Raw genomic sequence first — 13,188 nt, 5'->3', positions numbered from 1 at the left:
GGAATGCTTGTCGGCTGTGCCAATGCGCCTCAATCGTCATACCAGCGTGCGGCGGCCCCTAGTGCTACGCAGATTAGTGGCAATTGGGTGCAGGTACAGCGCGGTGACACACTCGGGCAGATGGCGGCCCGCGCTAATGTGCCGCTAGAACGGTTACAACGATTTAACCCAGGCGTGAATGCACGACGGCTTAAGGTAGGCCAACGGTTATTGATCCCCACTCAGCAAGAGCGCGCGCCCTCCGGCGGTCCTTATCGTTACCAAATTCGCCCCGGCGATACGTTTTCGAGTGTCGCCCGCCATTTTGGTACCACCAGCGGCCGTATTCAGAGCGCCAACCCTAGCGCCACGCCCACTAACTTACGAGTAGGCCAAGTCGTTAGCGTTCCGCTTGGCGGCTCTGCGCCTCGAACCGCTGCGAGCAGTAGTGGTTCACCTAGCCCTAACCGACCCGCTGCCGCGCCCAGTAGTGCACCCAGTCAGGCGCTGCCCGCTTCAGCTAGACGCTGGCCCTGGCCATTGGATGATTATCGTGTGGTTCGCCGCTTTGGCCCAGATAGCCGTGGCACTCTGCAGCCAATGCTGCTGGCAACACAACCGGGCGCCCAAGCAAAATCTGTCGCCCCGGGTGAGGTACGTTTCGCCGATGGAATGCGTCAGTTGGGTGAGGTCGTGATCGTGCATCATGCCGACAATCTCCAAACCGTCTACGCGCTTTGTGATCGTATATTGGTCGAGGTAGGCAAGCAGGTGAACGCGGGTGATGCGCTTTGCGAGGTCGGTCAAAGTGATGCAACCCAGCGCTACGATCTTCTCTTCGATCTGCGCCAGGGTGGTAAACCCATCGATCCAAGGCAGGTGCTGCGCTAAAGCACTTGTTAAAGCACTGGTTAAAAACCATGCGGCCCCTGCTTAGACAGAGGCCGTGGGGTTTAGGCTAATGTCAGCCGTCTTGTTAGCCGCGATAGTAGCCAGGTTTTACAAACGGCATAGGGGTAACCACCATGGGTAACTGCTTACCGCGCACTACCGCGTACACAGTGCTTTGCGGTGCCTCCAGCTCACGGGTCACATAACCCATCGCCACCGGTTTACCGATGCTCGGTCCAAAGCTGCCCGATGTCACCACCCCAATCTCATTGCCCGCTTCGTCTACCAGTGTTGCCCCCTCTCTTACAGGCGCACGCCCGTCGGCTAACAGACCGACGCGCTTGCGGGTATGATCTTTGGCATCAACTTGATGCAGGATAACGTCAGCCCCAGGAAAACCGCCTGCACGCTCGCCGCCATGGCGACGCGGTTTACCAATCGCCCAAATCAGCCCGGCTTCAACAGGCGTCGTTTGCATATCCATATCGTGCCCGTAGAGGCATAACCCTGCTTCCAGACGCAATGAATCCCGTGCGCCCAAGCCAATAGCCTCTACTTCAGGTTCTGCCAGCAACCGCTCGGCGAAAGCTTCGCAGGCATCAGCCGCGACTGAAATTTCAAAGCCATCTTCACCAGTATAGCCACTGCGGCTCACCCACACTTCCTGCCCCGCAATAGTGAAGCGGCCATGCTGCATAAACACTAACTCGCACGCTTCAGGACACAATCGCTGCATCACATCTCGCGCCTGAGGCCCTTGGAGCGCCAGCAAGCCACGATCTAATGTCTCAACCTCATGGGTTGATGCTAAATTCAAACGCAAATGCGCTAAATCCTGATCTTTACAGGCAGCGTTCACTACGAGATAAAAGTGATCGCCTGCATTGACCACCATCAGGTCATCAATAATGCCACCTTCAGTGCTGGTGAATAGCCCATACCGTTGAGCGCCCTTTTCAAGCCCCACTAAATCAGCGGGTATTAATGTTTCCAGCGCTTCAGCGACATTATCGCCAGACACACTAATCTGGCCCATGTGAGAGACGTCAAACAGGCCGCACTTCTGGCGAGTGTGTTCATGCTCCTTTTTGACCCCCAGCGGGTACTGCACAGGCATTTCGTAGTCAGCAAAAGGCACCATTTTGGCACCCAATTGGAGGTGCAGCGCATGCAGCGGCGTTTGCTTTAATTCAGACATGGGGGATTCCTCACTTAGAAATTCTTCACTCACAAAAGAGAACGGGAAGCCACCTGTGTGCCTTCCCGACTCCATTTAGCTATACATCAAACATTCACTTGCAGCTCACGTAACAAGCTGAAGGTTTTATTGATCGTGTTCCAGTTCTTCACCCGGTAGTACATCTTTGCCATCGAAATAGTCCTTGGTTAACTTAAAGACTACCGGCGAAAGCAGTGCCAAGGCAATCAGGTTGGGAATGGCCATCATGGCATTGAAGGTATCCGCCATTAACCAGATAAAGCCCAATTGCGCGATGGCGCCTAGCGGGATCGCCAACACGAACAGCACGCGATAGATCATGATAGAACGCGTGCCAAACAGGAACTGGCAACATTTCTCACCATAAAATGACCAGCCAAGAATGGTGGTGAAGGCAAAGACAGCCAAGGCGACCGCGACAATTTGATTACCGAACCCTGGCAGCGCGGCGTCAAACGAGAGCGCAGTCAGCGACGCGCCGGCTTCACCGTCGATCCATACGGTAGAAGTCAAAATCACCAGTGCGGTAATCGTGCAGACAATAATGGTATCGATAAAAGTACCCAGCATCGCGATTAAGCCCTGGCGCACCGGATTTTTGGTTTTTGCCGCTGCGTGGGCAATCGGCGCACTACCTAAACCCGCTTCGTTAGAGAAGATGCCTCGCGCCACACCAAAGCGAATCGCCGCCATAACTGCTGCACCGGCAAAACCACCGGCCGCCGCCATTGGATTAAAGGCATAGTAAAAGATTAAGCCAAAAGCTTCGCCAATCTGTCCGGCGTTAATGATCAATACCAGCAGACCTGCCACCACATAGGCAATGCCCATGATGGGGACCAGCTTACCCGCCACCTTAGCGATACGCTTGATACCACCAAGAATTACCGCCCCTGCCAGCACCATAATGATCACGCCCGTGACCCAGTGCGGCACACCAAATGTGGCATCCATAGCATCTGCCACTGAGTTCGACTGTACGGTATTACCAATACCGAAAGCAGCCACGCCGCCGAAGAAAGCAAAGACACCGCCCAGCCAGAGCCATTTTTTGCCCAAACCGTTTTTGATATAAAACATCGGCCCACCGACATGGAAACCAGTGCTATCGGTTTCACGGTAACGGACAGCCAATACTGCTTCGGCAAATTTCGTCGCCATCCCTACTAGCGCGGTAATCCACATCCAAAAAACCGCGCCTGGGCCACCTAGCGCAATCGCTGTGGCTACACCGGCAATGTTACCGGTACCGATGGTCGCCGACAGCGCTGTCATCAACGCATCAAAGGGAGATATTTCCCCCTCATCGCCCTCTTTACTAACCGCTTTATCAGCGCTTGGCTTTGGCGCTCGTCCTGCCCACATTAGCTTGAAACCCATGCCGAGCTTTCTAATCGGCATCAGTTTCAAGCCAATCTGCAGGTAGATACCTACCCCCAGGAGCAAGATCAACATGATGGGTCCCCACACCACGCCGTTGATTGCCCCCAAGAGGCTAGTTAATGTTTCCATGTGCTTCTCCTCACCCTGTTAGTTTGTTGCATTTGTTAACCCAGAATCTGCATGTTTTACACTATGTGGCTAGTGGTCTTCTATGGTGATGTCGCTTGCGCATAGAGGATGCCACTTTTTTCATAACCAAACACAAAGGAATAACGGAATCAAAATACCTCGCTCTACTACGGTCGAAGGGAGCAGATAAGAAATTTGTTTCCGATTGGAAACACGTTAACATACATCTTTATTCGCTCGCTTTCCGCTAGCCGACAGTCGCCAAGGTGAGCGACAATCGCTAGTATGCCCGGGTCCAGAAAACTGTTTCATATAGGAAAACATCATGAGCAACCTTCCTGCCAATCTCCGTTACGCTGAAAGCCACGAGTGGGTACTTGACCACAAAGATGGCACCGTTACCGTCGGCATTACCGATCACGCCCAACAAGCACTGGGTGATGTCGTCTTTGTGGAACTGCCGGAAGTGGGCGCGGCGCTGACAAAAGGCCAAGAGTTTGGTGTGATTGAATCGGTTAAAGCCGCTTCTGATCTTTACTCCCCCGTTGCGGGCGAAGTGATTGAAGTGAATGAAGCCCTTGAAGACGCTCCCGAAACAGTCAATGACGCGCCTTATGAAGGCGGCTGGATTATGAAAGTTCGCCTAGACAGCGATGCCATTGATGACCTATTAGACGCCGATGCCTACCAGGCAACACTCAGCGCTGACGAATAAAGCATACTCAGGCGCCTGCCTTTTCTGGCAGGCGCTTCGCTTATTATCCTGCACGGCTCTCTCTTAACGTTCGGAATCTTCTTCATGTCTCTTGAAACACGCCGCCTGGCCGAGCTGGCCGACCACGATGCTTTTATCAAACGTCATAATGGTCCAAGTAGTGATGACGTTACCACGATGTTAAAAGCGCTCAATATGCAGCACATGGAAGATCTGATCGAGCAGACCGTGCCGAGCGATATCCGCCTGGGGCGCGAACTGTCGCTAGACGATCCGCGCAGTGAATCCGAAGCGTTAGAGTACTTAGCTCAGTTGGCGCGGCAAAATCGCGTGGCTAAAAGCTACATTGGCCAAGGCTATTACGGCACGCACATGCCAGCGGTCATTCAGCGCAATGTGCTGGAAAATCCAGGTTGGTACACGGCTTATACGCCTTACCAACCGGAAATCTCTCAAGGCCGCCTGGAAGGCCTACTGAACTTCCAGCAAGTGGTAATGGACTTAACCGGCATGGAGCTTGCGAATGCTTCACTGCTTGACGAAGCCACTGCTGCCGCCGAAGCCATGGCGCTGTGTAAGCGCGGCAATAAGAAAAGCAAATCCAACGCTTTCTTCGTCGCCGACGATGTATTCCCACAAACGCTGGACGTGGTTAAAACCCGTGCGGAGTTCTTTGGTTTCGAACTGATTATGGGACCGGCTGAAGAACTGGCAGCCCACGATGTTTTTGGAGCCCTGGTACAGTACCCGTCTGCCAGCGGTGAAGTTCGTGACTTAGCGCCGCTGTTGAACGCAGCCGCCGACCGCAACATCATGACCTGCGTGGCGACCGACCTTTTGAGTTTGGTGCTGCTGAAAGAGCCCGGCAAGTTTGGCGCGGATATCGTGGTGGGCAACTCCCAGCGTTTTGGCGTACCCATGGGCTTTGGTGGGCCTCATGCAGCGTTCTTTGCCACATCAGATAAGCTCAAGCGCTCAATCCCAGGGCGGATTATCGGCGTCTCCAAAGATAGCCGCGGCAATACCGCCCTGCGCATGGCGATGCAAACTCGCGAACAGCATATTCGCCGCGAGAAAGCGACCTCGAATATCTGTACCGCCCAGGCATTGCTGGCCAATATTGCCGGTTTTTATGCGACCTATCACGGCGCTGAGGGTCTGCGCAAAATTGCGGGCCGCGTTCATCGTTTGACCACCCTACTTGCTGAAGGCCTTAAGCAGGCAGGCGTCACACTCGCCCATGACAGCTGGTTTGATACGCTATGCTTGACAGGCGTTGATGCAGGCAAGATTCATGGCCGCGCCATGACCCACGATATTAACTTGCACTACTTCGCCAATGGCAATGTGGGCATCAGCCTCGATGAAACCACCACCGCTCACGACGTAGCCGCATTATTTGATGTGCTGCTGGGCGATGAGCACGGCCTTGCCGTTGCAGTGCTGGACGAGCAGGTAGTGGCTAACGGCGCCTCGGGTATTCCCGCTAGCTGCCAACGCGAAAGCGACTTCTTGAGCCACCCTACCTTCAGCCGCTACCGCAGCGAAACCGAAATGTTGCGCTACTTGAAGCGCCTGGAGAATAAGGATCTGTCGCTTGCTCACGCGATGATCCCGCTCGGCTCCTGCACCATGAAGCTCAACGCCACCAGCGAAATGATCCCCGTTTCCTGGCCGTCGTTTGCACATCTTCACCCGTTCGCCCCTCGCGACCAGGTGGCTGGTTATCATCAGATGATTGATGAGCTCTCAGCCTTTTTGGTTGAAGTCACCGGTTATGATCATCTCTCCATGCAGCCTAACTCCGGCGCGCAGGGGGAATATGCAGGTTTAGTGGCGATTCGCCGTTACCAGGCGGCCCAGGGCGAAGGTCATCGTGATGTCTGCTTGATTCCTAGCTCTGCTCACGGCACCAATCCTGCCTCAGCGGCGATGGTGCAGATGAAAGTGGTCGTGGTTGAATGCGATCAAAACGGCAACATTGATATGGCTGATTTACGCGCGAAAGCCGAGCAGCACCGCGATCAGCTGTCTGCCATTATGCTGACCTACCCGTCGACCCACGGCGTGTTTGAAACCAGCGTGCGCGAAGCGTGCAAAGTAGTGCATGACAATGGAGGCCAAGTTTATATTGATGGTGCCAATATGAACGCTCAGGTGGGCTTGACGCGTCCCGGCGACTTCGGTGGCGATGTTTCCCACCTCAATTTGCATAAAACGTTCTGTATACCTCATGGCGGCGGTGGCCCAGGCATGGGCCCCATCGGCGTTAAAGCGCACCTAGCGCCCTACGTTTCTAACCACGTGGTTACGCCGATCAACGGTGTGAATAGCGATAGCGGTGCGGTATCCGCAGCCGCCTTTGGCAGCGCCTCAATCTTACCGATCTCGTGGGCCTATATTAAAATGATGGGCGCGCGCGGTCTGCGTGAGGCAACAGAGCTTGCCATCCTTAACGCCAATTACATTGCCAAGCGTTTGGAAGCGTCATTCCCTATTCTCTATCGTGGCCAGAACGGCACCGTCGCCCACGAATGCATCATCGATATTCGTCCGCTCAAAGCGGCCTCCGGGATTAGCGAAGAGGATATAGCCAAGCGCTTAATGGATTACGGCTTCCACGCACCGACCATGTCATTCCCGGTGCCAGGCACGCTAATGATCGAGCCGACCGAGTCGGAGTCGCTGTATGAAATTGACCGCTTCTGCGATGCCATGATCGCCATTCGTGACGAGATTGCCCGGGTGGAAAGCGGTGAATGGCCGTTGGACAATAATCCGCTGGTCAATGCGCCGCACACTCAGGCGGACCTGATGGATAGTGACTGGCAACGGCCTTATAACCGTCAGTTAGCTGCCTTCCCCACCGCTGCTGTACAAGCCGCTAAATACTGGCCTGCCGTTAACCGCGTTGACAACGTGTTTGGCGACCGTCAGTTGATCTGCTCTTGCCCCAGCATTGACGAGTATCGCGACTAAACGCCACTTAAACGCCCCTGCTGCCTTAACCGTTCGATGGCATCAGGGGCGTTTTTTCTTGCACACGCTGGGCGTGAAAGCCGTTTAACAGCTTTTCGTAGCGTTTAGGCAGTACCGAGTCGCGACGGCGAAGTAGATAAAGCACTTCATTGACCGCATTGGGCAGATTGAGTGCTTTGACTTGGCGCTGCCAAGGAGACGTTTCCAACACCAATCTCGATACCACGGTAAAGCCAAGCCCCCTGGCGACCGCATCCAGCACCATGCTGACTTCATTGGTAAAGCCCTGATGGCGGAAATGCGTCATTGAACGAAACTCATCCGGATAATTAGCCCGTAATAGCGCATTAGCGTGGTTAATGCCGTCGTAATAATTGAGAAAGCCAATCCCCATCAAATCAGACAGCGTACTACCGGCAAAATCAGCGGGCACCACTAAACAGAGAGGCTCCTGATGCCAAATAGAGCAATGAAGTTCAGGGTGACTCATTGCCTCCGTGACAATGCCAATGTCATAGCGGCCATCTAACAGATCATTCACAATTTCATGGTTAAAAGCGAAACTATAGTTGACCGTTAAATTGGGGTGCATTTGCTGCTGGCCCAAAATATACGGATAAAACATCAGACCCACGCTTCCAGGTGATGCAATACGGCAATCGCCACTATCGAGTGAGTCGTCATCTAAGCCATGACGAAACTGTTCATGCTCAGCAAACAGCTTCAACGCATAATCATAAGCTCGCCGCCCCGTTTCCGTTAGCGTAAAACTGCGCCCCTTGCGCTCAAGCAGCTCTTTATTTAAGTAGCTTTCTAGCTTGCGAACATGCTGGCTTACGCCGGGCTGCGTCATTTCCAAGCGATGAGCGGTACGGGTAAAACTGCCTGTTTCCACTAACGTAATAAACGTACGGAAATATTGAGCGTTAAACATAGTAAAGAACCATTGTCTTTAGCAGCCATCCTTTTAAACAGGGTTCATAGTAGCACAGCGGCCCGGGCAGTCGTTGCGCCGCTGTACCGCTGTACCGGCTGCCTGGGCATGGTAAACTGCCAATAGCACTCAAACGACCAGGGACAGCCCCACTAATGACCGCAACTGCTCAACCCCGCGCCACCCTTTCCAGTATCATTTCCCCAGAAGGAAGCCTGGAAGTACTTTCTCAGCATGAAGTTAATCGCCTGCATAAAACCTCTCAAAGTGGCCTTCATGATTTACTTCGGCGTTGCGCACTGGCGGTTTTAAATTGTGGTAACCCAAGTGACGACAGTCTGGCGATTTTAGAAGCCTATAAAGATTTTGATATTGAAGTATTGCAACAAGATCGCGGCATTCGCTTAAAGCTGACTAACGCGCCAGCGGAAGCGTTTGTGGATGGCCGTATGATCCGCGGCATCCGCGAACATCTCTCCTCAATTATTCGCGATATCGTTTACGTCTATAACGAAATTCAACATCACAACCGCTTTGACCTTAGCACTGGCGAAGGCACTACCAATGCGGTCTTCCATATCCTGCGCAAAGCGGGCACGTTGAAACCTGGCCGCGACCCTAGCCTAGTGGTCTGCTGGGGCGGTCACTCTATTTCTCGTGAAGAGTATGAGTATACCAAGGACGTCGGCTACCACTTAGGTCTGCGTGATTTAGATATTTGTACCGGCTGTGGGCCAGGGGCTATGAAAGGCCCCATGAAGGGCGCCAACGTCGCCCATGCAAAACAGCGCCGTAAAGAGGGTCGTTATTTAGGTATTTCAGAACCCGGCATTATCGCCGCCGAAGCGCCCAATCCCATCGTTAATGAACTAGTGGTAATGCCGGACATTGAGAAACGCCTGGAAGCATTTGTGCGCCTCGGCCACGGCATTATTGTTTTTCCTGGCGGTGTTGGCACGGCGGAAGAGATTCTCTATTTATTGGGTATTTTGCTGCACCCAAGCAATAAAGATATCCCATTCCCGTTAATTTTCACTGGCCCTGCCGATTCTGCCGCCTACTTTCAGAAAATCGATGAATTCCTGGTCTATACGCTCGGTGAAGAAATTCGTCGCTACTACACGATTATTACAGGCGACCCGGTGGCGGTTGCTCGCACCATGCGCCATGGCATCGACGAAATTGCTGAATTTAGGCGCACACACCAGGATGCGTTCTACTACAACTGGCGGTTAACCATTGCACGCGATTTTCAGGCAACGTTTCAACCGACCCATGAAGCGATGCGATCGCTAGCGCTTCACCGCTTACAACCAACTCATGAGCTAGCCGCTAACCTGCGCCGGGCGTTCTCCGGGATTGTAGCGGGCAATGTTAAAGAAGACGGTATTCGCGCCATTGAAGCCCATGGTCCCTTTGTGCTGACGGCTGAGCCTGAACTGATGCAGCGCTTGGATGAACTATTGACCTCATTTGTGGCACAAGGTCGCATGAAGCTAGATGGTCAGCATTACACACCCTGCTACGTACTTAAATAAACCGCAACACCGCACCACAGCTGACGATTAGGTGGCGGCTGTGTGCTACAGGCGCGATCAGCCCCAGACAACAGGAACCATTCCAGAAATAAGTGGCCTGATTAGCTACACTAGCGTGGGCAATGCACCTGTCACTATTGCCCTAATCACTACTGAAAGGAACTCACATGTCGATGATTAATCAGTTACAAGATGTAAAAACAAAGGATTTCGCCAAACACTGCTATGAAAGCAGTAGCGTCGATAAATTACGCGATGCCGCCGAAGGCAGTCCCGACCAAGCAGAAATGGAACATTGGGGGCTAACGGAAGGACAGTGGGAAGAAGCCATAGTGGCTGCGTTGGCGGATCATGAAGCCAAAGAGTAAATAACTTCAAATAGCGGGTAACTGCTATAACACATGCGCCCTAACAGCCAAACGTTAGGGCGTTTTATAGTACAGCCTCCCTTATGTATTCCACACGATGCTTATTCCACGTTCGATAACGCCACACCGCCATACTCTGTCCGAAGACGCTCTAGCTTGGTAACTTCGCTTTCGCTCAGCGCCGGGGAGTCCCATAATGGCTGCTCATCAGCTCCTCGCAGGCCTTCCAAGCTAACTGTCAGTTCTGCATTACTGGGTATTTGAGGTTCTCCCCAGGGGCCAAAACGATTAGGCGCAAGACTCCAGGCCAGCGTCTCTCCCGGCTCAATTCCGCCCGGCACAACGTAGTAGAATTGCTCATCGACCCAAGGCTGTGAGCGTTCAGGACTGGTAACGATACCTCTTAAAGACAGCTCGGTAATGACCTTATCAGTGGCATTCGTTACTTCAAGATCAATCACCGGCTCAGGAGCACCATAAGGGCTCTCGCCCATGTAATAGCGAGCACTATCAATACTGAAACGCGCTAACTGCTGCTGGTCGCTTTTCGCCTTAGCTTGCTTCTCTTCCAATCGTGTTAACGTGCGAATTGCCTGCTCACGCTCTCGTGACCGGCGCTCGCGAAGTATTTGATCGGCGCGCTGAATAACCTGATCGCCAGTCAATCCATGCATTTGCACATTGGCTGACTCAGCGATCTCTGCCGCGTTCATACGGTTAGGATTAAGAATATCAATGCTGTTAAATGTCGATGCCGTCGAAATAATAATGAGCCCTTGATCAAAATCGTCGCGCTTATAAGTAGGCAGCGAGTTGCGCACTTTTTCGACCGAGACGACTGACGCGGGCATGGAGCTTGTGTCAATTTTGGGGTCTGAACAACCCGCCATCATGAGTACTGATAGTGCTATTGCAGACAGCCTTAGAGGGCTACACATACACACACCTCAACGCAGACAATGGTAAAAATTGCTGAGGAGCTTAACGGAAAGTACTATTTATCACTACCCTTTGGTGCTAGCGAGTTAAATTTGCCATCACCATAGTGGCACACCGTCATCGTATTCTCTTTACTAGTAGTTACGATGCAGAACGAACAAAATCAAAGTGAGATGCTGGCTTACCTAAGAGGGTGTAACCTGAATTCATAGCGATGCACAATCGCCTTCTCTTTTTACTCTTATGCCACTCTAACAACCTTATAAAAGGGAGTAAGAAAATGCTAAATATTGGCTTTATAGGACTTGGCTTGATGGGCCAGGGTATGGCCACAAACCTTATTAAACATAATTTTCCTTTGACTATCATGGCGCATCGAAATCGTGCACCAATCGAAGCACTATGTCAGTTGGGAGCAAACGAGGTAGGAACACCTGCTGAAGTTGCCTCACGCAGTGATTTAGTTTTTGTCTGTGTCAGTACTAGTGAACAAATGGAAACCATCACTCTGGGCTCTGAGGGTCTACTTGCTGGCGCGAATCCTGGTTTGATTATCGTCGATTGCTCGACATCGCTACCTCAATCGACACAACGGTTATCCGCGAGTATCGAAGCCGCAGGATGCCACCTGTTGGACGCCCCATTAGCAAGAACACCAAAGGAGGCCCGCGAAGGACGGCTGAATGTCATGGTGGGAGGTAGCAAAAAAGTAGTCGATCAGGCCTGGCCAGCCATAGAGTCATTCGCTGAAAATATCTTTCATATCGGTGAGCTTGGTTCAGCCCACAAACTCAAACTGATCAACAACTATCTCTCGCTTGGCGCCGCTACCCTGGCGGCAGAAGCCGCGGCGATGGCGGCCAACATGGAGGTTGATCAGCAAAAATTATTTGAAGTGTGTTCACAAGGCGGCGCCAATAGCGCCATGTTTAACGCTGTGATGCCCTGGGTGCTTGAAGCAGATGAAACGCGCTTGCGCTTTAGTTTGGGCAATGCCGGTAAGGACATGGGTTATTTAAGCGAAACGATCACGGCATCTGGTTTCGAGAGCATGATGCTGCCTGCCTTACGCGAGGTATTGAAGCAAGCTGAAAACACACTGGGCAACGACCAGTATGTGCCTCGGCTTTACGACGCCAGCATGTTGCGAAATAAGCAAGATCTGTAAACCGCCTCATTCGGCGAGTCGACATTGGAAGGCTACTAATTAAGAGCAGGCGCAACATCGACGTGCCGATTACACTTTAAAGAAGCTCGCCACGTCGATGTTATTGGATTGCGCTATTCACCACACGTGTTGCTCAATACGTTCCTGGGTAACTGCCACCATCCAACAGTATATTTTGTCCGGTCATATAACCGGCCTGAGCGCTACACAGAAACGCACAGAAGGCGCCAAACTCTTCCGCCGTGCCGAAACGCTGCGCAGGAACTTTTTGGCGAAAGGAATCCCGAACGCTTTCGTATTCCTGGTTGGAGGATTTTGCGACGTTTTGATGAGTGCTCTTTAATCGATCAGTATCAAAAGAGCCTGGTAACAAGTTATTGATCGTTACGTTGCGACCAGCAAGCTGCGGTTGACGAGCCAAGCCCGCGATAAAGCCCGTCAACCCGCTGCGGGCACCATTGGATAGCCCCAAAATATCGATGGGTGCTTTAACGGCTGCTGAGGTGATATTAATCACCCGGCCAAAGCCCCGTTCCGCCATGGCGTCTACCGTTGCCTTGATGAGCTCAATAGGCGTGACCATATTGACATCGACAGCGTCTAACCAGTCCTGTCGTGACCAATCTCGGAAGTCTCCTGGTGGAGGGCCACCGGCATTATTCACCAAGATATCTATTTGCGGACAAGCGGCTAGCACCGCTTGGCGTGTCGTTTCTTGTGAAATATCCCCCGTCACAGTGAGCACCGTCACATCAGGGTTCATTTGCCGTAAATGCACCGCCGTCTTTTCCAGTAACTCGGAGGAGCGTGCGTTGATAACCACATTCACTCCCTCCATTACCAACGCCTCGGCACACCCCTTTCCAAGCCCCTTGCTTGCGGCACACACCAGTGCCCAACGACCTGCAATACCTAGTTCCATTTTCTACTCCTGTTTCGCCAGTGA

The 13,188-nt window shown here is 52.6% G+C and carries 11 protein-coding genes; 6 read left to right on the top strand and 5 right to left on the bottom strand.

The window, feature by feature from the left end; all coding sequences use genetic code 11:
- Positions 1–3: 3 nt before the first annotated feature.
- Positions 4–870, top strand: coding sequence for a LysM peptidoglycan-binding domain-containing protein (locus tag CXF87_RS15535; protein ID WP_101147240.1), 867 nt, complete (start codon positions 4–6; stop codon positions 868–870).
- Between the two features lie 85 nt (positions 871–955).
- On the opposite strand, the gene gcvT is transcribed toward CXF87_RS15535, so the two are convergent.
- Both gcvT and CXF87_RS15525 read right to left on the bottom strand, forming a co-directional pair.
- Complete coding sequence (gene gcvT / locus CXF87_RS15530) at positions 956–2,068, bottom strand: glycine cleavage system aminomethyltransferase GcvT (RefSeq protein ID WP_101147239.1); 1,113 nt, start codon at positions 2,066–2,068, stop codon at positions 956–958.
- A 126-nt stretch (positions 2,069–2,194) separates the two neighbouring features.
- Entirely contained in the window at positions 2,195–3,601 is a 1,407-nt protein-coding gene (locus CXF87_RS15525) for an alanine/glycine:cation symporter family protein (protein WP_101147238.1), read from the bottom strand.
- 325 nt (positions 3,602–3,926) lie between these two features.
- Here CXF87_RS15525 and gcvH point away from each other — a divergent pair, with 325 nt between their 5' ends.
- Both gcvH and gcvP read left to right on the top strand, forming a co-directional pair.
- Positions 3,927–4,316 (top strand): glycine cleavage system protein GcvH, encoded by a 390-nt coding sequence (gcvH, locus tag CXF87_RS15520; protein WP_101147237.1) that lies wholly within the window; start codon positions 3,927–3,929, stop codon positions 4,314–4,316.
- A gap of 84 nt (positions 4,317–4,400) precedes the next feature.
- Positions 4,401–7,295, top strand: a complete 2,895-nt coding sequence (gene gcvP, locus CXF87_RS15515) for an aminomethyl-transferring glycine dehydrogenase (RefSeq protein WP_101147236.1) — start codon at positions 4,401–4,403, stop codon at positions 7,293–7,295.
- 25 nt (positions 7,296–7,320) lie between these two features.
- Here the strand turns inward: gcvP and CXF87_RS15510 are convergent, their stop codons facing one another.
- On the bottom strand, positions 7,321–8,229 hold the full coding sequence (locus tag CXF87_RS15510; protein ID WP_101147235.1) for a LysR family transcriptional regulator: 909 nt from the start codon (positions 8,227–8,229) through the stop codon (positions 7,321–7,323).
- 155 nt (positions 8,230–8,384) lie between these two features.
- Here CXF87_RS15510 and ppnN point away from each other — a divergent pair, with 155 nt between their 5' ends.
- Both ppnN and CXF87_RS15500 read left to right on the top strand, forming a co-directional pair.
- The gene (gene ppnN, locus CXF87_RS15505; RefSeq protein ID WP_101147234.1) at positions 8,385–9,767 is read left to right on the top strand and encodes a nucleotide 5'-monophosphate nucleosidase PpnN; all 1,383 of its coding nucleotides are present in this window, start codon (positions 8,385–8,387) and stop codon (positions 9,765–9,767) included.
- Between the two features lie 167 nt (positions 9,768–9,934).
- A complete protein-coding gene (locus CXF87_RS15500) occupies positions 9,935–10,135 on the top strand; it encodes a hypothetical protein (RefSeq protein ID WP_008958028.1) in 201 nt (66 codons plus the stop codon).
- Between the two features lie 101 nt (positions 10,136–10,236).
- Here CXF87_RS15500 and CXF87_RS15495 read toward each other — a convergent pair whose 3' ends face one another.
- Positions 10,237–11,073, bottom strand: a complete 837-nt coding sequence (locus CXF87_RS15495; RefSeq protein ID WP_332870662.1) for a DUF6694 family lipoprotein — start codon at positions 11,071–11,073, stop codon at positions 10,237–10,239.
- A gap of 281 nt (positions 11,074–11,354) precedes the next feature.
- Between CXF87_RS15495 and CXF87_RS15490 the strand changes: the two genes are divergently transcribed.
- On the top strand, positions 11,355–12,242 hold the full coding sequence (locus CXF87_RS15490) for an NAD(P)-dependent oxidoreductase (protein WP_101147233.1): 888 nt from the start codon (positions 11,355–11,357) through the stop codon (positions 12,240–12,242).
- A gap of 133 nt (positions 12,243–12,375) precedes the next feature.
- On the opposite strand, the gene CXF87_RS15485 is transcribed toward CXF87_RS15490, so the two are convergent.
- On the bottom strand, positions 12,376–13,164 hold the full coding sequence (locus CXF87_RS15485; RefSeq protein ID WP_101147232.1) for an SDR family oxidoreductase: 789 nt from the start codon (positions 13,162–13,164) through the stop codon (positions 12,376–12,378).
- Positions 13,165–13,188: the final 24 nt, after the last annotated feature.

The organism is Halomonas sp. MES3-P3E (genome assembly GCF_002836035.1).
GTDB lineage: Bacteria > Pseudomonadota > Gammaproteobacteria > Pseudomonadales > Halomonadaceae > Vreelandella > Vreelandella arctica.
Note: the sequence above shows the minus strand (reverse complement) of the source record. Positions and strands in the feature narration are given on the sequence as shown.